Here is a 20,470-nt window from a genome sequence, read left to right as displayed (position 1 = left end):
TACCGCTCACGACCGGGCGAGGCGGCATCCACCGTTCAGGAACGGGCGGGCCACCGGTCGCGTACGAGGTCCCAGACCCGGTCGGCCAGATCCTCCTTGGCCTGCTCGGGCAGGCGGTGCACGCTGCCGTCGACGCCGATGACGGTGGCCGCGTTGGTTTCGGCGCCGAAGACCTTGTCGACGCCGACCTCGTTGACGACGACGAGGTCGGCGCGTTTGCGGGCGAGTTTGGCCCGGCCGTTGGCCTCGGCGTCGCCGGTCTCGGCGGCGAACACCACCAGCACCTGCTCCGGTCGACGGCGACGGCCCAGCTCGGCGGCGATGTCCGGGTTGGTGACCAGCGCGATGGTCGGCGCGCTGCCGTCGTCCGACTTCTTGATCTTTCCGGTCGCGTAGGTCGCCGGCCGGAAGTCCGACGGTGCCGCCGCCATCACCACCGCGTCGGCGTCGGCGGCGGCGGCCAGGGTCGCGGTGCGCAGTTCCTCGGTGGTGCCCACCCGGACCAGGTCGACCCCGGCGGGGTCGGGCAGCGAGACGTTGGCGGCGATCAGCGTGACCCGGGCGCCCCGGGCGACGGCGGACCGGGCGAACGCGTAGCCCTGCTTGCCGGAGGACCGGTTGCCGAGGAAACGGACCGGATCGAGGGGTTCGCGGGTGCCGCCGGCGGTGACCACCAGGTGCCGGCCGGCCAGATCGGCGGGGGCGTCGACGCCCCGGGCGAGGGTCCGGCGGGCGACGGCGAAGATCTCGGCCGGGTCGGGTAGCCGACCCTTGCCGCTGTCGGCGCCGGTGAGCCGGCCGACGGCGGGCTCGATCACCCGTACCCCCCGGGAGCGCAGGGTGGCCACGTTCGCGACGGTGGCAGGGTGCTCCCACATCTCGGTGTGCATCGCCGGGGCGAGCACCACCGGACAGCGGGCGGTGAGCAGGGTGTTGGTGAGCAGGTCGTCGGCGAGGCCGTGGGCGGCCCGGGCGAGCAGATCCGCCGTGGCCGGCGCGACGACCACCAGGTCGGCCTGCTGGCCGAGCCGCACGTGGGGCACCTCGTGCACCGCGGACCAGACGTCGTCGGCGACCGGCTGGCCGGACAGCGCCGCCCAGGTCGGCGCCCCGACGAAGCGGAGCGCCGACGCGGTCGGCACGACCCGGACCCGGTGGCCCGACTCCGTGAACAGCCGCAGCAGCTCGCACGCCTTGTAGGCGGCGATGCCACCGCCGACTCCGAGCACGATCTCGGCGGACATCGGGGGTACGGGGGTTACGGCTGGTCGGTCGGCTCGGCGGTGAGCAGGCCCGCGTTGATCTCGCGCATGGCGATGGAGAGCGGCTTCTCCTGCGGGGTGGTCTCCACGAGCGGGCCGACGTACTCGAGCAGGCCCTCGCCGAGCTGGCTGTAGTAGGCGTTGACCTGACGCGCCCGCTTGGCGGCGAAGATCACCAGCGCGTACTTCGAGGTGGTCTTCTCGAGCAGCTCGTCGATCGGCGGGTTGGTGATGCCCTCGGGGTTGGCGATGGATCCCACGAAATACCTCTGCCTCTGAAGTGGCTGGTCGCTCGGCCGCTCGGGGCGGCCGGTCGCCCGACCACGGTTCTGCGGTCGGACGGGAGCCAGATTAGGACGAACCGAGCAAGCCTACCAGCTCAGCGGCGGCGCGCTCGGTGTGGTCGTGGTGGACGGCGCGCGCGGCGAGGGCCGCCAGGGCCGGGTCCGGACGGTGTCCCGGCGGCAGCAGCAGCACCAGCCTGCTCTGCGGCAGGGCCGCGCGGACGACCAGCGCCCCGGGCGGGTCCAGCGGCAGCAGCACCGGCCGGCCCCGCGTCAGGCACTCGGTCAGCGGGGCGCGCGGCGTGCCCCGGCGGTACGGCCCGGCCCGGGACCACTCCAGCAGCTCGCCCGCGGCGATCATCCGGTCGAACTCGGCCGGCTCCCGGAAGAGCCGGTCGACGCCGTCGGACTCGCCGGTGCGAGGTGCCCGGGTGGTCACCGGGACCGGCACCCACACGGCGGGAGAACGCGCCCGGACCGCCTCGACCACACCGCCCCGGCCGGCACCCGAAGGTCCGGTCAGGACGGTGAGCCGTGCCGCCGGGCACGCCTCCTCATCCGTGCTCACCGCTTGTTTGTACCTGCTGCGGCGGTCAGTTGGCGGCGAACTCTCCAAGCAGCGCCTTGCGCTGCTGCTCGCCCAGGCCACGCAGGCGGCGGCTGTCGGCGATCTTGAGCTTCTCCATGATCTGGGTGGCCCGGATCTTGCCGATACCCGGCATCGCCTGCAGCACGGCCGACACCTTGAGCTTGCCGACGACGTCGTCGGACTCGGCTCGCGCAAGGACGGCGGCCAGGGTGGTCTTGCCCTGCTTGAGCTGCTCCTTCAGCTCAGCACGGGCCTTGCGGATCTCCGCGGCCTTTTCCAGCGCGGCAGCGCGCTGCTCGGGGGTCAGTGACGGGAGCGGCACCAGTTCTCCTCAGGTCCCTATCGCGACGGGCGGAACGCACCGCCGCTCTGTGAAACGTGGTGTCGCTGGCAACCAAAGGGGTCCGTGGTTCCCAGCGCGGGGAAAACTAGCGTTCGACGGAGTTTTCGGCAACGTGGACGCGCGATGATCAACGTAAAGTGACCGAGCCGTCAGTCAGTGTCCGGAAGCCAGAATGCGCCGGCAGTCGGCCGCCACCCGGGCCGCGGCGGCCCGCAACGCGTCGGCGTCCGGACCCGCGTTGAGCACCTCCCGGGAGTACGACGGCAACACTGCGGACAGGCTCGGACCGAACACGGTGGGTAGATCGGCGGCCGTCGCACCCTGCGCGCCGAGGCCCGGAGCGAGCAGTGGGCCATTGACCCGCGACAGGTCGTGACCGGTGGCGCCGATGGTCGCGCCGACCACCAATCCGAAGCTTCCCAGCGGCTCGGCACCCCTGTTGAGCTGGGAAATCTCATCGATAACAAGCTGTGCGACGGTACGTCCACCTGAGGTGACGGCACGCTGCACCTCCGCCCCCTCGGGGTTCGAGGTGAGCGCTAACACGAAGACCCCGCCACCGTGCGCAGCGGCCGTGTCGAACATCGGGGCCAGTGAACCTACTCCCAGGTAGGGGCTCGCCGTGAGCGCGTCGACATACATCGGGCTGGATGGATCAAGGTACGCGGAGGCGTACGCGGCGACCGTCGAACCGATGTCGCCACGCTTGGCGTCGAGAAGAACGAGCGCGCCAACATCACGTAACTGTCGGATAGTTGACTCAAGAATCGCCACCCCGCGGCTCCCGAATCGCTCGAAGAAGGCCGACTGAGGCTTGAACACCGCAACCCGGTCACCGAGCGCTTCCGCGACGGTCCGGACGAACCGTTCCAGACCGTCGACGTCGTCCTCAAGGCCCCAGCGGGCCAGCAGACCCGGATGCGGGTCGATGCCCACACAGAGCGGCCCGCGCTCGGCCACCGCCCGGTGCAGGCGGGTTCCGAAGGTCTCCATCCGTTGCTCCCTCTCGTCTCGTGCTCCCCTGCTGCGGGGCGACGGTCGCCGCCCCGGTTGCGCCCCCGGTGCTCAGCCGGCCGCCACGGCGGCGGCGATCCCGGCCGCGACCCGGGCCACGTCGTCGTCCCCGGTCACGTACGGCGGCATCGTGTACACCAGGTTCCGGAAGGGACGCAGCCACACGCCCCGCCCCACCGCGGCGGCCGTCGCCGCCGCCAGGTCCACCTCGTGGTCCAGCTGCACCACACCGATCGCGCCGAGCACCCGGACGTCCGCCACCCCCGGCGCGCCCCGCAACGGCTCCAGACCGGCCCGTAGCCCCGCACCCACCCGCGCCACCCCGGCCGCCCAGTCGCCGGCCTGCAGCAGCCCCAGGGAGGCGTTGGCGACGGCACAGGCCAACGGGTTGCCCATGAACGTCGGCCCGTGGGCCAGCACCCCGTCGGCGGAGATGCCCCGGGCCACCTCCGGCGTGCACAACGCCGCCGCCAGGGTGAGGTAGCCGCCGGTGAGCGCCTTGCCCACACAGAGCACGTCCGGGGTCACCCCGGCGTGCCCGGCGGCGAACATCGACCCGGTCCGGCCGAACCCGGTGGCGATCTCGTCGAAGATCAGCAGCACCCCGTGCGCCCGGGTCACCTCGCGCAGCACCCGCAGGTACCCGGGATGGTGGAACCGCATCCCGCCGGCCCCCTGCACCACCGGCTCGACGATCACCGCCGCCAACTCGTCGGCGTGCCGGGCGACCGCGTCGGTCAACGCCGTCACGTACGCCGGGTCGGGCGGGTCGGCGAAGCCACCGGGCGGCACCGGCGCGAAGACCTGCCGGGGCAGCACGTCACCCCAGAGGTGGTGCATGCCGCCCTCCGGGTCGCAGACGCTCATCGGGTGGAACGTGTCGCCGTGGTAGCCACCCCGCCAGGTGCCCAGCCGGCGACGCCGCGGCCGGCCGGTGGCCCGCTGGTACTGCAGGCACATCTTGATCGCCACCTCGACCGACACCGAACCCGAGTCGGCCAGGAAGACGTGTTCCAGGCCGTCCGGAGCCAACTCGACAAGCGTCTCGGCCAACCGGACCGCCGGCTCGTGGGTGAGCCCGCCGAACATCACGTGACTCATCCGGCCGAGCTGGTCGGTGACGGCCGCGTCCAGCACCGGATGCCGGTACCCGTGGATCGCCGCCCACCACGACGACATCCCGTCGACCAGTTCCCGGCCGTCGGCCAACCGCAGCCGGACACCCTGCGCGCTGTGCACCACGTACGGCGGGTGGGCCGGCGGCAGCGCCGCGTACGGGTGCCAGACGCGGGCCCGGTCGACGGTCAGGATCTCCTCGGGCGTCACGCGTGCTCCTCCGTACCCTCGTCGGTGGTGGCGTCGGGGCGGACGGGCGCTCCTGGCGGGCACGACCGGAACCCCGGACGCGCCCGCCGGCTCACCGGCCGCTCACCGCCCGGTCACCCGCCGGAACCCGGGCGGCGGCCCGCACCAGGGCCGGACCCCGGTAGATGAACCCGGTGTAGAGCTGGACCAGGCTGGCCCCCGCGTCGAACATCCGGGCCGCGTCGTCCGGGTCGAGGATGCCGCCGACCCCGATCACCGGGAGCCGGCCCCCGGTCTCCCGGTGCACGAACGCGACCATCTCCCGGGCCCGCCCGGTCAGCGGACGGCCGGACAGGCCACCGGCCTGCGCGCCACGGTCCCGGTCGGCGGCGGCGAGACCGTCGCGGGCCAGCGTGGTGTTGGTGGCGATCACCCCGGCCGCGCCCCGGGCCAGGCACACCTCCAGCAGCTCCGCCACGGCCGGCTCGGTGAGGTCCGGGGCGATCTTCACCAGCACCGGCTTCTCCCCCACCAGGGCGGTGAGCAGGGCGTCCAGGTGCGCCCTGTCCTGCAACGAGCGCAGCCCCGGGGTGTTCGGCGAGGAGACGTTGACCGCGAAGTAGTCGCCGTACCCGCGCAACGCCCGGTACGAGGTGAGGTAGTCCTCGACCGCCTCCTCCAGCGGGGTCACCTTGGACTTGCCCAGCGAGATGCCCAGCGGCACCCCCAGCGGGCGGGGCGCGGCGGCCAGCCGGTCGGCCAGGGCCTGCGCCCCGGCGTTGTTGAAGCCCATCCGGTTGATCACGGCCGAGCTGTCGGGCAGCCGGAACAGCCGGGGCCGGGGGTTGCCCGGCTGGGCGTGCGCGGTGACCGTGCCCACCTCGACGAAGCCGAACCCCAGCGCCGGCCAGGCCGGCAGGGCCACCCCGTTCTTGTCCATCCCCGCCGCCAGGCCCACCGGGTTGGGGAACTCCACCCCGAACACCGTCCGGGGGGCCCGGTGCAGGTTGCGGGCCCGCAGCAGCGCCAGCGCCGCCGGCCGCCGGGACAGGGTCGCCAACCGGCGCAGCGTCCACTCGTGCGCCGTCTCCGCGTCGCCGCCGCCGATCCGGAACAGCGCCCGCCGGACACCCCGTTCGAACATCATGTTCCCTCCCGGCCGACGCCCTCGTCGGTGATCACGAGGGTGGCGTCACCGCACCCGCCGTCCGGTGACCGGAACCTCGTGATCACCGAAACGAGCGGGGCGAGCGGGGTGCGGGGGGCGGGGGTCACCGGGCGGCCCGGAGGGCGGCGTGCAGCTCCTGCAGGGGGCGCACCCGCATGTCGCCCCGGATGCGGGCCTCGATGCCCATCACCGCCGCCGCCACCCCCGGCACGGTGGTGATGCACGGGATGTCGGCCGTGACGGCGGCGCTGCGGATCTCGTAGCCGTCCGAGCGGGCGCTCGCGCCCGACCCCTGCGGGGTGTTCACCACCAGCGCCACGTCACCGGCGAGGATCATCGACACCGCGTCCGCGCCCTCGCCGCTCTGGTAGTGCTTGCGGATCTGCTCACAGGCGATACCATGCCGGCTCAGCAGCTCGGCGGTGCCGGCGGTGGCGACGATCTCGAAGCCCAGGTCGGCCAGCCGCTTGATCGGGAAGATCATGGCCCGCTTGTCCCGGTTGGCCACCGAGACGAAGATCCTGCCGGTGGTCGGCAGCGAACCGTACGCGGCGGACTGGCTCTTGGCGAACGCGTGCCCGAAACTGGTGTCGATGCCCATCACCTCGCCGGTGGACTTCATCTCCGGGCCGAGCAGCGAGTCGACGCCCTTGCCGGCCGGGGTGCGGAACCGCTTGAACGGCAGCACCGCCTCCTTCACCGCGATCGGGGCGTCCGGCCGCAGCACCCCGCCGTCGCCGGTCGCCGGAAGCAGCCCCTCGGCGCGCAGCTCGGCGATGGTCGCGCCGAGCGCGATCCGGGCCGCCGCCTTGGCCAGCGGCACGGCGGTGGCCTTCGAGACGAACGGGACCGTCCGGGACGCCCGCGGGTTCGCCTCCAGCACGTAGAGCATGTCGTCCTTGAGGGCGTACTGGACGTTGAGCAGCCCACGCACCCCCACGCCCCGGGCGATCGCCTCGGTGTAGCGGCGCACCTCGCTCAGGTGCGAGCCGGCCAGCGTGATCGGCGGCAGCGCGCACGACGAGTCGCCGGAGTGGATGCCGGCCTCCTCGATGTGCTCCATCACCCCACCGAGGTAGACCTCGCCGTCGGCGTCGCAGAGCGCGTCGACGTCGATCTCGATGGCGTCGTCGAGGAACCGGTCGACCAGCACCGGGTGGTCCGGGGAGATGTCGGTGGCCCGCCCGATGTAGTCGCGCAGCGTGGCGTCGTCGTAGACGATCTCCATGCCCCGCCCGCCGAGCACGTACGACGGGCGGACCAGCACCGGGTAGCCGATCTCGTCGGCGATCGCCTTCGCCTCGTCGTACGAGGTGGCCGTGCCGTGCGCCGGGGCACGCAGGTCGGCGCGGGCCAGCAGCGCCCCGAACGCGCCGCGCTCCTCGGCCAGGTGGATCGACTCCGGGGAGGTGCCCACCACCGGCACCCCGGCGTCCTTGAGCCGCTGCGCCAGCCCCAGCGGGGTCTGCCCGCCGAGCTGCACGATCACCCCGACCACGCCGGGGCCGCCGGCCGCCCGGCCGGACGAGTCCTCGGCGTGCCAGACCTCCAGCACGTCCTCGAAGGTCAGCGGCTCGAAGTAGAGCCGGTCGGCGGTGTCGTAGTCGGTGGAGACGGTCTCCGGGTTGCAGTTGACCATCACGGTCTCGTAGCCGACGGAACCGGCCGCGTCCGCCGCCACGGCACCCGCCGTGCCGCGCGGGGCGGCCCGCAGCGCCTGGACGGCGTGCACGCAGGAGTAGTCGAACTCGATGCCCTGGCCGATCCGGTTCGGCCCGGAGCCCAGGATCAGCACCTTGGGCCGGTCCGACGCGGCGACCTCGGTCTCCTCGTCGTACGTGGAGTAGTGGTACGGGGTGGCCGCCGCGAACTCGGCGGCGCAGGTGTCCACCGTCTTGTAGACCGGCCGCACGTCGAGCCGGTGCCGCAGGGTGCGCACCCCGTCCTCGGCGGCCAGCTCCGGGCGCAGCGCGGCGAGCTGCCGGTCGGACAGCCCGGCCCGCTTGGCCCGGCGCAACAGCCCGCCGTCGAGCACCGGGGCGGCCACGATCTCGGCCCGCAGCTCGACCAGACCGGCGATCTGGTCGAGGAACCACGGGTCGATCCCGCCGGAGGCCGCCGAGACCTCGGCGACCGACGCGCCCAGCCGCAGCGCCCGCTCCACGGTGTAGAGCCGGCCGTCGTGCGGCATCCCCAGCGCGGCGAGGGTGTTCTCCCGGGTGGCCCCCTGCGGGTCCGGGGTGGTCCAGAAACCCGACGACTTGGTTTCCATCGACCGCATCGCCTTGTTGAGCGCCTCGGTGAAGTTCCGGCCCAGGCTCATCGCCTCGCCCACCGACTTCATCGTGGTGGTCAGCTCCGGGTCCGCGCCCGGGAACTTCTCGAACGCGAACCGGGGGATCTTCACCACCACGTAGTCCAGCGTCGGCTCGAACGCGGCGGGCGTCTTCAACGTGATGTCGTTGGGGATCTCGTCGAGGGTGTAGCCGATGGCCAGCTTCGCGGCGATCTTGGCGATCGGGAAGCCGGTGGCCTTCGACGCCAGCGCCGACGACCGGGACACCCGGGGGTTCATCTCGATCACCACGATCCGGCCGTCGGCCGGGTTCACCGCGAACTGGATGTTGCAGCCGCCGGTGTCCACCCCGACCTCGCGCAGCACCGCGATGCCCAGGTCACGCAGGTTCTGGTACTCCCGGTCGGTGAGCGTCATCGCCGGGGCGACGGTCACGCTGTCGCCGGTGTGCACGCCCATCGGGTCGACGTTCTCGATCGAGCAGACCACCACCACGTTGTCGTGCCGGTCGCGCATCAGTTCGAGTTCGTACTCCTTCCAGCCGAGCACGCTCTCCTCGATGAGCACCTCGTGCACCGGGCTGGCGGCCAGCCCCGCCCCGGCGATACGGTCCAGGTCCTCGTCGGTGTGCGCCATGCCCGACCCCAGGCCACCCATGGTGAACGACGGCCGGATCACCACCGGCAGGCCCAGCTCGGCGACCGTCTCGCGGACCTCGTCCATCGAGTGGCAGACCCGCGAGCGGGGCACCAGCGCGTCCGGGTCGGGCAGCCCCAGCCGGACGCCGGCCTTGGCGACGATCTCCTTGAACAGTTGGCGGTCCTCGCCCCGGTTGATCGCCTCGATGTTCGCGCCGATCAACTCGACGCCGTACTTGTCGAGCACCCCGGCCGCGTGCAGGGCGACCGCCGTGTTCAACGCGGTCTGCCCGCCCAGGGTGGGCAGCAGGGCGTCGGGCCGCTCCTTGGCGATGACCAGCTCGACGAACTCCGGGGTGATCGGCTCGACGTAGGTGGCGTCGGCGAACTCCGGGTCGGTCATGATGGTCGCCGGGTTGGAGTTGACCAGGCTGACCCGGATCCCCTCGCTGCGCAGCACCCGGCAGGCCTGGGTGCCGGAGTAGTCGAACTCGCAGGCCTGTCCGATCACGATCGGCCCGGAGCCGATCACCAGGATGTGCTTGAGATCGTCGCGCTTAGGCATTCGTGCGCCCCTCGCTGTGGTTCCGGCCCGCGCCGGGCTGCCCGTCCGGGCCACGGCCCTCGATCAGCTCGGCGAAGCGGTCGAAGAGGTAGTCGGCGTCGTGCGGGCCGGCTGCCGCCTCCGGGTGGTACTGGACGGTGAAGGCGGGCACGTCCACGGCCCGCAGCCCCTCGACGACGTTGTCGTTGAGGCAGACGTGCGACACCCGCACGCCACCGAACTCGGTGTCGATGACCTGGTCGGGGACGACCGCACCGGCCGGCCCGTCGCCGTGGCCCGGCCAGGCCACCGCGAAGCCGTGGTTGTGGCTGGTCACCTCGACCTTGCCGGTGGCCCGGTCGAGCACCGGCTGGTTGATGCCCCGGTGGCCGTAGCCGAGCTTGTAGGTGCCGAAGCCGAGCGCCCGGCCGAGGATCTGGCTGCCGAAGCAGATGCCGAACAGCGGAATCCGCCGGCTCAGCACCTCCCGGGCCAGCGCCACCGGCCCGTCGGCGGTGGCCGGGTCACCCGGGCCGGGCGAGAAGAAGACCGCGTCCGCGCCGGTGGCCAGCAGGTCGTCGATGGTGGAGCCGGCGGGCAGCACGTGGGTGGTGACCCCCCGGGCGGCCAGCCGCCGCGGCACGTTGCGCTTGATGCCCAGGTCCAGCGCGGCGACGGTGTACCGGTGCTCGCCCTCCGCCTCGACCACGTACGGCGCGGCGGTGCTCACCTCGGCGGACAGGTCCGCGCCGACCATCTGCGGGGACTGCCGGACCCGCTCCAGCAGGGCACGCGGATCGTCCTCCACGCTGGAGATGCCGACCCGCATCGCGCCCCGCTCCCGCAGGTGCCGGGTGAGCGCCCGGGTGTCCACCCCGGCGATGCCCACCACGCCCTCCACGCCGAGCCGGTCCTCCAGCCCGCCGGTGGCCCGCCAGTTGGAGCCGATCCGGGCCGGGTCACGGACCACGTACCCGGCTACCCAGATCCGGTCGGACTCGTCGTCCTCGCCGTTGACCCCGGTGTTGCCGATGTGCGGGGCGGTCTGCACCACCACCTGCCGGTGGTAGGACGGGTCGGTCAGGGTCTCCTGGTAGCCGGTCATGCCGGTGTTGAAGACCGCCTCGCCGAAGGTCTCCCCGACACTGCCGTACGACTCACCGTGGAAGGTGCGCCCGTCCTCCAGCACGAGGATCGCGGACCTACGCTTGTTCATCGCTCGAATCACCGGGCCTGCCCTCCGATCCGGACTGCGGGACTCCGCTTCGCTACGTTCCTCGCTCGAATCACGCACCCACCCCCGATCCGGACTGCGGGACTCCGCTTCGCTACGTTCCTCGCTCGAATCACTTGACAGCCTTTCCGTCCAGGACCGTCGGCTCGCCGCGCAGGAAGGTCGCCACGATGCGACCCGGCAGCGTCATGCGGGCGTACGGGGTGTTGCGACTGCGGCTGGCCAGCTCCGCGGGCTCGACCACCCGGCGGGCGGCCGGGTCGACCAGGGTCAGGTTCGCCGGCACCCCGGGCGCCGGGTCGAGGCCGTGGTCGTCGAGGCCGGCGATCCGGGCCGGGGTCCGGGACATCCGGTCGGCGATCAGGTCCCACCGGGGGCCGAGCACGTCGAGGGCGATGGACAGCGCCGTCTCCAGGCCGAGCATGCCCGGCCTGGCGTACGCCCACTCGCACTCCTTGTCCTCCACGGCGTGCGGGGCGTGGTCGGTGGCGACGACGTCGATGACACCCTCGGCGAGCGCGGCGCGCAGCGCGGCGACGTCGGTGCCGGTGCGCAGCGGCGGGTTGACCTTGAACACCGGGTCGTAGCTGGCCGTCGGGCTCCAGTCGGCCCCGAGCGCGGGGCTGGCCAGCACGCCGCGCCCGGCCACCACCTCGTCGGTGAGCAGCAGGTGGTGCGGGGTGACCTCGGCGGTGACCCGTACCCCGCGCGCCTTGGCCTGGCGCAGCACCTCGACGCTGCCGGCGGTGGAGACGTGGCAGACGTGTAGCCGGCTGCCGACGTGCTCGGCGAGCAACACATCCCGGGCGATGATCGCCTCCTCGGCGACGGCCGGCCAGCCGGTCAGCCCGAGCCGGGTGGAGACCTCGCCCTCGTGCATCTGCGCGCCCTCGGTGAGCCGGGGCTCCTCGGCGTGCTGGGCGATGATCCCGTCGAACGCCTTGACGTACTCCAGGGCCCGGCGCATCAGCTTCGGGTCGGCGACGCAGTGCCCGTCGTCGGAGAAGATCCGTACCCGGGCCGGCGAGTCGGCCATCGCGCCCAGTTCGGCGAGCCGCTCGCCGGCCAGGCCGACGGTGACCGCGCCGATCGGCTGCACGTCGACCAGACCGGCCTGCCGGCCGAGCCGCCACACCTGCTCGACCACGCCGGCGGTGTCGGCGACCGGCGAGGTGTTCGCCATCGCGCAGACCGCGGTGTAGCCGCCGAGCGCCGCCGCCCGGGAGCCGGACTCCACGGTCTCGGCGTCCTCCCGGCCGGGTTCGCGCAGGTGGGTGTGCAGGTCGACCAGGCCGGGCAGGGCGACCAGGCCGGTGCCGTCGACGACGGCGGCGTCCGGCGCGTCCAGGCCCGGACCGGTCTCGGCCACGACGCCGTCGCGGATCAGCAGGTCGGTCGGCGCGCCGCCGACGACGCTCACGTTCTTGATCAGGTACGCGGTCACCGGTTGTTCCCTCCGAGCAGCAGGTAGAGCACGGCCATCCGCACGGAGACCCCGTTGGCGACCTGTTCGACGATGGTGGAGCGGGGCGAGTCGGCGACCTCGGGAGTGATCTCCATCCCCCGGTTCATCGGCCCGGGGTGCATGACGATCGCGTGTTCGGGCAGCCGGCGCAGGCGCGGGCCGTCCAGCCCGTAGCGGCGGGCGTACTCGCGGGCCGAGGGGAAGTAGGAGTCGTTCATCCGTTCCCGCTGCACCCGCAGCATCATCACCACGTCCACCCCGGGCAGCACCGCGTCGAGGTCGTAGCAGACGTCGGTGCCGGGGTCGGCGTCGGTCGCCACGGACCCGACGCCCGCGCGGGCGGCCCAGTCGACCGGGATCAGCGTCGGCGGGCCGACCAGGGTGACCTTGGCGCCGAGAGTGCTCAGCAGCAGCACGTTGGAGCGGGCCACCCGGGAGTGCAGCACGTCGCCGACGATCGCCACGTGCAGGCCGGCGAGCCGGCCCAGCCGGGCCCGCATGGTGTACGCGTCGAGCAGCGCCTGGGTCGGGTGCTCGTGGGTGCCGTCACCGGCGTTGACCACCGAGCCGTCCACCCAGTTGGCCAGCCGGTGCGGTGCCCCGGAGGCGGGGTGCCGGACGACCACCGCGTCGGCCCCCATCGCCTGCAGGGTCAGCGCGGTGTCCTTCAGGCTCTCGCCCTTGGTGACGCTGGAACCCTTGGCGGAAAAGTTGATCACGTCGGCGCTGAGCCGCTTGGCGGCGGCCTCGAACGAGATCCGGGTCCGGGTGGAGTCCTCGTAGAAGAGGTTCACCACCGTCCGGCCGCGCAGCGCCGGCAGCTTCTTGACCTCCCGGCCGGCGACGGTGGCCATCTCGGCGGCGGTGTCGAGGATCTCGGTGGCGGTGCCGGCGTCCAGGTCACCACCGGAGAGCAGGTGTCTGATCATGAGCGGGGCCGCCTCTCGTTCGCGCCTGCGGGACGCCGTCGCGGCGCGTTCACCGGGTCCCCCCGCAGAGCCGGACCTCGTCGGCGCCGTCGGTCTCGACGAGGGTGACCTTGACGCTCTCGGCGAGCGCGGTCGGGATGTTCTTGCCGACGTAGTCGGCGCGGATCGGCAGCTCCCGGTGGCCCCGGTCGACCAGCACGGCGAGCTGCACCGAGGCGGGCCGGCCGACGTCGTTGAGGGCGTCGAGGGCGGCCCGGACGGTCCGGCCGGAGAAGAGCACGTCGTCGACGAGGACGACCCGCTTGCCGTCGATGCCGCCGGGGGGCAGCTGGGTCGGGCCGACCGCGCGGGTGGCGTGCCGGCGCAGGTCGTCGCGGTAGAGGGTGATGTCGAGCACCCCGACGGGGACGTCGACGTCCTCGAAGGTGCTGATCCGGGCGGCGAGCCGCCGGGCCAGCGGGGCGCCCCGGGTGGGGATGCCCAGCAGCACGGTGTCGGCGGCGCCCTGGGTCTTCTCCAGGATCTGGTGGGCGATCCGGTCGACGACGCGCTGGACGTCGGCGCTGGCGAGGATCACCTTCACCGAGGGTTGCCGCTCGGGCGACGGGTGGGCAGCCGGTGGGCAGGCCACGGCGGACCTCCTTCCCCGCCTCACGGGACGGGTCGTTAAAGGATGTCGGGGGTGTCCGGTCGGGTCGTGGGGCCCGACCGGGGCTGGCGGCCACGTTACCAGCGGTCACCTGGCCGTTCGCCGCGACCCACTGATCCCCGGATCAGGACGGTGAAATGCGGACAACTCACCCGCTATCTCCGATGGGAATGTCACGAGCACTTGACCACGTGTCGCAATCCCCGTACCGTCACGCTCCGTAGCGATCGCGGGGAGAACCCCAAGCACAGCACTGGGAGTGTCCGAATGCCCTCTGAATACGCCAAGTCGCTGGGCGCCCGCCTGCGCTCCATCCGCCAGCAGCAGGGCCTGTCCCTGCAGGGGGTGGAGGAGAAGTCGAACGGACGCTGGAAGGCGGTGGTGGTCGGCTCGTACGAGCGCGGCGACCGGGCCGTCACCGTGTCCCGACTGGCGGAGCTGGCCGACTTCTACCGCGTTCCCGTCTCGGAGCTGTTGCCCGACGGCAGCGGGGTACGGCACGAGCCCACCAGCAAGATCGTCCTCGACCTGGAGCGGCTGTACGACGAGGCCTCCGAGGACCTCGCCTACGTCGCCCGCTACGCCCGTGCCATCCAGCAGCAGCGTGGCGACTACAACGGCCGGGTGCTCTCCATCCGCGCCGACGACCTGCGCGCCCTGGCGATCGTCTACGACGCCTCGCCGTCCGGTCTGATCGAACGGCTCACCGAGCACGGTGTGCTGGTCGCCGACCCGCGGGCGTTCTTCGCCTCCTGATCCGCGGTCACGCAACGAGAAGGGCCCGTGCCGGACGGCACGGGCCCTTCTCGTCACAGCGTGCGGTCCCGCCCACGCCACGCAGGGCACGGGCGACCACGCTCAGCGGGTGGCGTACTCGGCGATCCGGCCGAGGATGCCGTTGAGGAAACGCGGCGAATCGTCGGTGGACATCTGCCGGGCCAGCTCCACCGCCTCGCTGATCGCCACCGCGTCGTCGATCTCGTCGACGTAGAGCAGCTCGTAGACGGCGATCCGGGCCAGGTTGCGGTCGACCGCCGGCATCCGGTCGAGGGTCCAGCCCTCGGCGTAGCTGGCGATCACCTCGTCGATCCGGTCGAGATGCCCGGCGACCCCCTCGACCAGACCGATCGCGTAGTCCAGGTGCTCCGGACGCGGCTTCTCGATCCGCTCGACGTAGCCGGCGAGCACCTCGACCGGGGGCCGGTCCCGCAGGTCGGCCTCGAAGAGCACGTCCAGCGCCCGCTTGCGCGCCTTGCGGCGCGCCGGCATCTGCTGCTTGGCGCCCTCGGCCATCAGGCTCGGCCGAGGTAACGGCCGTCGCGGGTGTCGACCTTGATCTTCTCGTCGGTGGTGATGAACAGCGGCACCTGCACGGTCGCGCCGGTCTCGACGGTGGCCGGCTTGTTGCCGCCGGTCGACCGGTCGCCCTGCAGACCCGGCTCAGTGTAGGTGACCTGGAGCACCACGCTGGTGGGCAGCTCGATGTAGAGCGGCACCCCCTCGTGGGTGGCGACGGTCGCCTCGGCCTCGGGGAGGAGGTAGTTGGCGGCCTCGCCGACGGTGCCGCCGGGAACGGTGATCTGGTCGAACGTCTCCAGATCCATGAAGACGTAGTCCTCACCGTCGGCGTACAGGTACTGCATGGTGCGCTTGTCGACGGTGGCGGTCTCGACCTTGGTGCCCGCGTTGAAGGTCTTGTCGACGACCTTGCCGGACAGCACGTTCTTCAGCGTCGTGCGGACGAACGCCCCACCCTTACCGGGCTTGACGTGCTGGAACTCGACGACGGACCACAACTCCCCGTCGAGGTTGAGTACCAGGCCGTTCTTGAGGTCGTTGGTGGATGCCATTTCCTGCCTTGATCATCAATTGGCGGACAGACCTGACAAGTCTACTAGCTGCGTCTAATCGGCGGCGGGGCCGTCAACGGGGGCCCGCCACACCCCCCACGGGCCGGGCCGACAATCACGCAGAGTAACGGGCGGCGGTTCAGTCGGCCCCGGCGGGCCGGGTGGCGAGGTGCCGCAGCGCGAGCCGGTAGCCGTCCACGCCCAGACCGCAGATCACCCCGGTGGCCACCGCCGACACCACCGAGTGGTGCCGGAACTCCTCCCGGGCGTGGATGTTGGAGATGTGCACCTCGACCAGGGGGGCACGCAGCAACGCGCAGGCGTCGCGGACCGCGATCGAGTAGTGCGACCAGGCCGCCGGGTTGAGCACCACAGCCGCGCCCTCGTCCGCCGCCCCGTGCAGCCAGCCGACGAGTTCGTGCTCCGCATCGGTCTGCCGCACCACCACGTCCAACCCCAGCTCACGGCCCGTCTCGACGCAGAGCGTCACCAGGTCGGCATAGCTGGTCACGCCGTACACGTCGACCTGGCGGGTGCCCAGCCGGCCCAGGTTCGGCCCGTTGAGCACGTACACCCGGGGGGCGTCCGGGCCGGTCACCGGCTGACCTCCCGGTAGGCGGCGTGCAGCAGCTCGTCGTCCGGGCCGTCCAGGATCGCCGGGCGGGCCAGACCGTCGAGCACCACGAACCGCAACCGGCTCCCCCGGGCCTTCTTGTCCACCCGCATCGCCGCCAGCAGGTCCGGCCAGGCGTCCGCCGGGTAGCTGGTCGGCAGGTCCAGCGCGGACAGCACCCGGCGGTGCCGCTCGGCGGTCACCGCGTCGAGCCGACCGGCCAGCCGGGCGAGGGTGCCGGCGTAGACGGTGCCGACGGAGACCGCGTGCCCGTGCCGCCAGCGGTACCCCTCGACCTTCTCGATCGCGTGCGCCAGCGTGTGCCCGTAGTTGAGCACCTCCCGCACCCCCGACTCGCGCAGGTCACCGGAGACCACGTCGGCCTTCACCCGGATCGCCCGCTCGATCAGCTCCCGGGCCACCGGGCCGCTCGGGTCGACGGCGGCCACCGGGTCCGCCTCGACCAGGTCCAGGATCACCGGGTCGGCGATGAAACCGCACTTGACCACCTCGGCCAGCCCGGCGGCCAGGTCGGCCGCCGGGAGGCTGTCCAGCGTGCCCAGGTCGGCCAGCACCCCGACCGGCGGGTGGAAGGAGCCCACCAGGTTCTTGCCGGCCGCCGTGTTCACCCCGGTCTTGCCGCCGACGGCGGCGTCGACCATGCCGAGCAGCGAGGTCGCCACCGGCACCCACCGCACCCCGCGCAACCAGCAGGCCGCGACGAAGCCGGCCAGGTCGGTCACCGCGCCGCCGCCCACCCCGACCACCGCATCGGTACGGGTGAAGCCGGCCGCCCCGAGCTGCTCCCAGCAGTCGGCGGCCACCTCGACCCGCTTGCCCGCCTCGGCGTCGGGCACCTCGATCGCCAGCGGGGTGATCCCCGCCCCGGCCAACCGCCCGCCGATCTCCTCGGCCAACGCCCGCAGGGGCGGCGCGTACAGCACCGCCGTCCGGGTCGCGTCGGGAAGCAACGCGGGCAGCTCGGCCAGCAGGCCCCGCCCGACCAGTACGTCGTACGGCCGTTCGCCGCCGACCGGAATCCGGGTCACCTCGTCCATCGCCGGCAGCCTAGTCCAGGCTCGGCCCCGGCACGGGGAGTGTCCACCTGATGGCGGCCCGCCCCGGCGTGACCCGGCGGCCGGGCCGGCGTTTAGCCCCACGGGACCCGGGCACCGGAGACGGGACCGACCCGAACGTGCCGACCCGAACGTGGAGGAACCCCCATGGGCAGCACCACCGTCGACGGCGCGGACATCCGGCTCCCGGCCACCATCCTCGGCGTCGGCCTCGGCGGCTTCGTCGACGGCATCGTCCTGCACCAGGTGCTCCAGTGGCACCACATGCTCAGCAGCACCGGCAGCGACAACGTCGGGATCAGGGCGTACCCGGTGGACACCGTGCCCGGGTTGCAGATGAACACCCTGTGGGACGGGCTGTTCCACGTGGTGACCTGGGTGGCGGTGCTCACCGGCCTGGCCCTGCTCTACTCCCGGGTCACCCGCTCCCGGGGCCGGCTGTGGCGCTCCGGCGCACTCTGGGGCTGGGCGCTGGTCGGGTGGGGGCTGTTCAACCTGGTCGAGGGGATCGTCGACCACCACCTGCTCGGCATCCACCACGTGCACGGTGGCCCGCACCAGACCGCCTGGGACGTCGGCTTCCTGCTGCTCGGGGCGGCACTGGTGGCCCTCGGCTGGACGGTTCAGCGCCGGGCCACGGCCGTGGACACCTGCGCCGACCGGCGATGACCGGGACGCACGGCGGCGGGGTCGGACTGCTGCTGCTCGTACCCCCGGTGGTGTTCTGGGGTTACCTGGCCGCCGCGCTGCGCCAACGCGGCCCGGGACAGGCCGGGTGGAGCCACTGGCGGACGGCCAGCTTCGGCGCGGGCAGCGCACTGCTCGCAGTGGCCCTGCTGCTGCCCGCGCACGACCTGGTCGGGCACATGTGGCAGCACCTGCTGGTCGGCATGCTCGCGCCGCTCGGGCTGGTGCTCGGCGCGCCCGGCACGCTGGCGCTACGCACCGTCGCGCCCCGCACCGGCCGGGCCGTGCTGCGGCTGCTGCGGCGGCCCGCCGTGACGGTCGCCAGCCATCCGGTCACCGGGCTGCTGCTCACCGCCGGCGGCCTCTACCTGCTGCACCTCACGCCGCTGTACCGGGCCACCCTGACCCATCCCGGCCTGCACCCGGTGCTGCTGCTGCACTTCCTGGTCAGCGGGTACGTCTTCACCTGGTCGATCGCCGGCCCCGACCCCGGGCCGCACCGCCCCGGCGTGCCGGTACGCCTGGTGGTGCTGGGCCTGTCGGTCGCCGCCCACGCCACCCTCGCCCAGCTGATGTACGCCGGCCTGGTCGACGCCGCCGCCCCCGCCGACCAGCTCAGGACTGCGGCGACCCTGATGTACTACGTCGGCGACCTGGCCGAGATCCTGCTCGCCCTGGCCCTGCTGGCGACCTGGCGGCCCGAACCCCGTCGGAACGGGTCGACGCCGGTCCGGCGTCGGGTGGGGGCGGTCAGGGCTTGAGCAGGGCGACGATCTCGGCGGCGATCTCCTCTGGCGCACGGCCGTCGGTGACCACCGTAGCGGTCGCGACCTCCGCGTAGAGCGGCCGACGCTGGTCCATCAGGTGTTTCAGGGTGGCGCGCGGGTTGACCGACAGCAACGGCCGGCCGGCGCCGAGCCCGACCCGCTTCACCGCGTCGGTCAACTCCACCGACAGGTGCACCACGGTGTGCCCGACCAGCGCGGCCCGGTTCTCCTCGGCGAGGATCGCCCCACCTCCCAGGGCGAGCACCCCGGCGTGCGACGTCAACGCCGCCAGCACCGCGGCCCGCTCCAGGGCCCGGAAGTGCGCCTCACCCTCGTCGATGAAGATCTCCGGAATGGGCTTGCCCGCCATCTGCTCGATGTCGGTGTCGGTGTCCCGGAACGCCACCCCGAGCAGGGTGGCCAACTCCGCGCCGACGGTGCTCTTGCCGGAACCGGGCGCCCCGACCAGCACACAGACAGGCTTCGTCATCGGGTTGGCCTTTCTTGACAGCCGGCGCTCACCGGATGATCAGGCTGTCGAGGTAGCCGGTCAGGTTACGGCGGATCTCGGCCACCGAATCACCACCGAACTTCTCCACCGCGGCCTCCGCCAGCACCAACGCCACCATCGCCTCCGCCACCACCGCAGCAGCGGGAACGGCACACACGTCGCTGCGCTGGTTGATCGCCGTGGCCGGCTCACCCGTGGTCACATCCACCGTCGACAGAGCCCGGTTCAACGACGAGATCGGTTTCATCGCCGCCCGCACCCGCACCGGCTCACCTGTGGTGATCCCACCCTCCAAACCACCGGCCCGGTCGGTGACCCGACGGACCCCGGTCGCGGTGGGCATGATCTCGTCGTGCGCCTCCGAGCCTCGGGACCGCGCCTGCTGCCAGCCGTCCCCGATCTCCACACCCTTGATCGCCTGAATCGACATCAACGCCGTCGCCAACCGCGCATCGAGCTTCCGGTCCCACTGCACATGACTACCCAGACCCGGCGGCACCCCGTACGCCAACACCTCCACCACCCCACCGAGGGTGTCCGCGGCCTTCTTCGCCGCGTCGACCTCCGCGACCATCCGCGCGCTCGCGTCCGGGTCGAGACACCGCAACGGGTCCGCGTCGATCCGCTCAGCGTCCTCGGGCGTCGGCCGCAAACCCGGCTTCGCCGCCACCGACCCCAACTCCACCACGTGCGACACGATCTCGATGCCGAGGGCCTGCCTCACCAGCGCCTTCGCCACCGTCCCCACTGCCACCCGCGCAGCCGTCTCCCGCGCACTCGCCCGCTCCAGAATCGGCCGCGCATCGGTGTGACCGTACTTCTGCATGCCCGCCAGGTCGGCGTGACCCGGACGCGGACGCGTCAACGGGGCGTTACGGGCCTGACTCGCCAACTCGTCCGCATCGACCGGATCAGCGGCCATCACCGTCCGCCACTTCGGCCACTCCGAATTACCCACCCGAATCGCCACCGGACTACCCAACGTCAACCCGTGCCGCACACCACCGACAACCTCGACCTCATCCTGCTCGAACGCCATCCGCGCACCCCGGCCATACCCCAACCGACGACGCGCCAACTCACCCGCGATATCGGCAGTGCTCACCGCCACCCCGGCCGGCACCCCCTCCAACAACGCCACCAGAGCCGGACCATGCGATTCACCTGCAGTCAGCCAACGCAACACCGCGTCAGTCTGTCACGCCCGGTCCCGGCAACGGCACCGTGCCCGACCCGTCCCGCCCTG

The 20,470-nt window shown here is 72.5% G+C and carries 20 protein-coding genes and 1 pseudogene; 3 read left to right on the top strand and 18 right to left on the bottom strand.

Annotated features, from left to right (window positions below):
- Positions 1-35 precede the first annotated feature (35 nt).
- From coaBC to pyrR, 12 genes and pseudogenes are all read right to left on the bottom strand, one after another.
- The gene (gene coaBC / locus ACN268_RS00635) at positions 36-1,244 is read right to left on the bottom strand and encodes a bifunctional phosphopantothenoylcysteine decarboxylase/phosphopantothenate--cysteine ligase CoaBC (RefSeq protein WP_421481228.1); all 1,209 of its coding nucleotides are present in this window, start codon (positions 1,242-1,244) and stop codon (positions 36-38) included.
- A 14-nt stretch (positions 1,245-1,258) separates the two neighbouring features.
- Positions 1,259-1,522: a DNA-directed RNA polymerase subunit omega gene (gene rpoZ, locus ACN268_RS00630; protein WP_007075826.1), complete on the bottom strand. Its 264-nt coding sequence runs from the start codon at positions 1,520-1,522 to the stop codon at positions 1,259-1,261.
- A 60-nt stretch (positions 1,523-1,582) separates the two neighbouring features.
- Positions 1,583-2,114, bottom strand: a pseudogene (locus ACN268_RS00625) (guanylate kinase); the annotation flags it as partial.
- A gap of 25 nt (positions 2,115-2,139) precedes the next feature.
- Complete coding sequence (gene mihF, locus ACN268_RS00620; protein WP_067309448.1) at positions 2,140-2,457, bottom strand: integration host factor, actinobacterial type; 318 nt, start codon at positions 2,455-2,457, stop codon at positions 2,140-2,142.
- A gap of 174 nt (positions 2,458-2,631) precedes the next feature.
- Positions 2,632-3,471 (bottom strand): orotidine-5'-phosphate decarboxylase, encoded by an 840-nt coding sequence (gene pyrF / locus ACN268_RS00615; RefSeq protein WP_421481227.1) that lies wholly within the window; start codon positions 3,469-3,471, stop codon positions 2,632-2,634.
- 72 nt (positions 3,472-3,543) lie between these two features.
- The gene (locus ACN268_RS00610) at positions 3,544-4,818 is read right to left on the bottom strand and encodes an adenosylmethionine--8-amino-7-oxononanoate transaminase (RefSeq protein ID WP_421481226.1); all 1,275 of its coding nucleotides are present in this window, start codon (positions 4,816-4,818) and stop codon (positions 3,544-3,546) included.
- Between the two features lie 91 nt (positions 4,819-4,909).
- On the bottom strand, positions 4,910-5,944 hold the full coding sequence (locus tag ACN268_RS00605; protein ID WP_421481225.1) for a quinone-dependent dihydroorotate dehydrogenase: 1,035 nt from the start codon (positions 5,942-5,944) through the stop codon (positions 4,910-4,912).
- A gap of 124 nt (positions 5,945-6,068) precedes the next feature.
- Positions 6,069-9,464, bottom strand: coding sequence for a carbamoyl-phosphate synthase large subunit (carB, locus tag ACN268_RS00600; RefSeq protein WP_421481224.1), 3,396 nt, complete (start codon positions 9,462-9,464; stop codon positions 6,069-6,071).
- Positions 9,457-10,659 carry a glutamine-hydrolyzing carbamoyl-phosphate synthase small subunit gene (gene carA, locus ACN268_RS00595; protein ID WP_421481223.1) on the bottom strand — a complete coding sequence of 401 codons (1,203 nt, stop codon included), beginning with the start codon at positions 10,657-10,659 and terminating at the stop codon, positions 9,457-9,459. The genes carB and carA overlap by 8 nt, the downstream gene beginning before the upstream one ends.
- Positions 10,660-10,789: 130 nt before the next feature.
- Complete coding sequence (locus ACN268_RS00590) at positions 10,790-12,121, bottom strand: dihydroorotase (RefSeq protein WP_421481222.1); 1,332 nt, start codon at positions 12,119-12,121, stop codon at positions 10,790-10,792.
- Positions 12,118-13,071, bottom strand: a complete 954-nt coding sequence (locus tag ACN268_RS00585) for an aspartate carbamoyltransferase catalytic subunit (protein WP_204927588.1) — start codon at positions 13,069-13,071, stop codon at positions 12,118-12,120. Before ACN268_RS00585 ends, ACN268_RS00590 begins: the two co-directional genes overlap by 4 nt.
- A 49-nt stretch (positions 13,072-13,120) precedes the next feature.
- Complete coding sequence (gene pyrR / locus ACN268_RS00580; RefSeq protein WP_088645219.1) at positions 13,121-13,702, bottom strand: bifunctional pyr operon transcriptional regulator/uracil phosphoribosyltransferase PyrR; 582 nt, start codon at positions 13,700-13,702, stop codon at positions 13,121-13,123.
- Positions 13,703-13,987: 285 nt separating this feature from the next.
- Here pyrR and ACN268_RS00575 point away from each other — a divergent pair, with 285 nt between their 5' ends.
- Entirely contained in the window at positions 13,988-14,476 is a 489-nt protein-coding gene (locus tag ACN268_RS00575; protein WP_013285505.1) for a transcriptional regulator, read from the top strand.
- Between the two features lie 102 nt (positions 14,477-14,578).
- On the opposite strand, the gene nusB is transcribed toward ACN268_RS00575, so the two are convergent.
- The 4 genes from nusB to aroB form a co-directional block, all read right to left on the bottom strand.
- Positions 14,579-14,989: a transcription antitermination factor NusB gene (gene nusB, locus ACN268_RS00570; protein WP_204927718.1), complete on the bottom strand. Its 411-nt coding sequence runs from the start codon at positions 14,987-14,989 to the stop codon at positions 14,579-14,581.
- 23 nt (positions 14,990-15,012) lie between these two features.
- Positions 15,013-15,570: an elongation factor P gene (efp, locus tag ACN268_RS00565; RefSeq protein ID WP_088645221.1), complete on the bottom strand. Its 558-nt coding sequence runs from the start codon at positions 15,568-15,570 to the stop codon at positions 15,013-15,015.
- Positions 15,571-15,709: 139 nt separating this feature from the next.
- Entirely contained in the window at positions 15,710-16,168 is a 459-nt protein-coding gene (gene aroQ, locus ACN268_RS00560; RefSeq protein ID WP_421481221.1) for a type II 3-dehydroquinate dehydratase, read from the bottom strand.
- The gene (gene aroB / locus ACN268_RS00555; protein WP_421481220.1) at positions 16,165-17,241 is read right to left on the bottom strand and encodes a 3-dehydroquinate synthase; all 1,077 of its coding nucleotides are present in this window, start codon (positions 17,239-17,241) and stop codon (positions 16,165-16,167) included. Before aroB ends, aroQ begins: the two co-directional genes overlap by 4 nt.
- A 165-nt stretch (positions 17,242-17,406) precedes the next feature.
- Here aroB and ACN268_RS00550 point away from each other — a divergent pair, with 165 nt between their 5' ends.
- Together ACN268_RS00550 and ACN268_RS00545 are read left to right on the top strand one after the other, a co-directional pair.
- Entirely contained in the window at positions 17,407-17,928 is a 522-nt protein-coding gene (locus tag ACN268_RS00550; RefSeq protein ID WP_421481219.1) for a DUF2243 domain-containing protein, read from the top strand.
- Positions 17,925-18,707 carry a cytochrome c oxidase assembly protein gene (locus ACN268_RS00545; RefSeq protein ID WP_421481218.1) on the top strand — a complete coding sequence of 261 codons (783 nt, stop codon included), beginning with the start codon at positions 17,925-17,927 and terminating at the stop codon, positions 18,705-18,707. The genes ACN268_RS00550 and ACN268_RS00545 overlap by 4 nt, the downstream gene beginning before the upstream one ends.
- Here the strand turns inward: ACN268_RS00545 and ACN268_RS00540 are convergent.
- Together ACN268_RS00540 and aroC are read right to left on the bottom strand one after the other, a co-directional pair.
- Positions 18,697-19,203 (bottom strand): shikimate kinase, encoded by a 507-nt coding sequence (locus ACN268_RS00540; protein WP_420116130.1) that lies wholly within the window; start codon positions 19,201-19,203, stop codon positions 18,697-18,699. The genes ACN268_RS00545 and ACN268_RS00540 overlap by 11 nt on opposite strands.
- Before the next feature lie 28 nt (positions 19,204-19,231).
- The gene (gene aroC, locus ACN268_RS00535) at positions 19,232-20,410 is read right to left on the bottom strand and encodes a chorismate synthase (RefSeq protein ID WP_421481217.1); all 1,179 of its coding nucleotides are present in this window, start codon (positions 20,408-20,410) and stop codon (positions 19,232-19,234) included.
- Positions 20,411-20,470 lie beyond the last annotated feature (60 nt).

It is taken from the genome of Micromonospora sp. WMMD735, assembly GCF_049178995.1.
Taxonomy (GTDB): Bacteria; Actinomycetota; Actinomycetes; order Mycobacteriales; family Micromonosporaceae; genus Micromonospora; species Micromonospora wenchangensis.
This window is presented reverse-complemented; position numbering and strand designations above follow the sequence as displayed.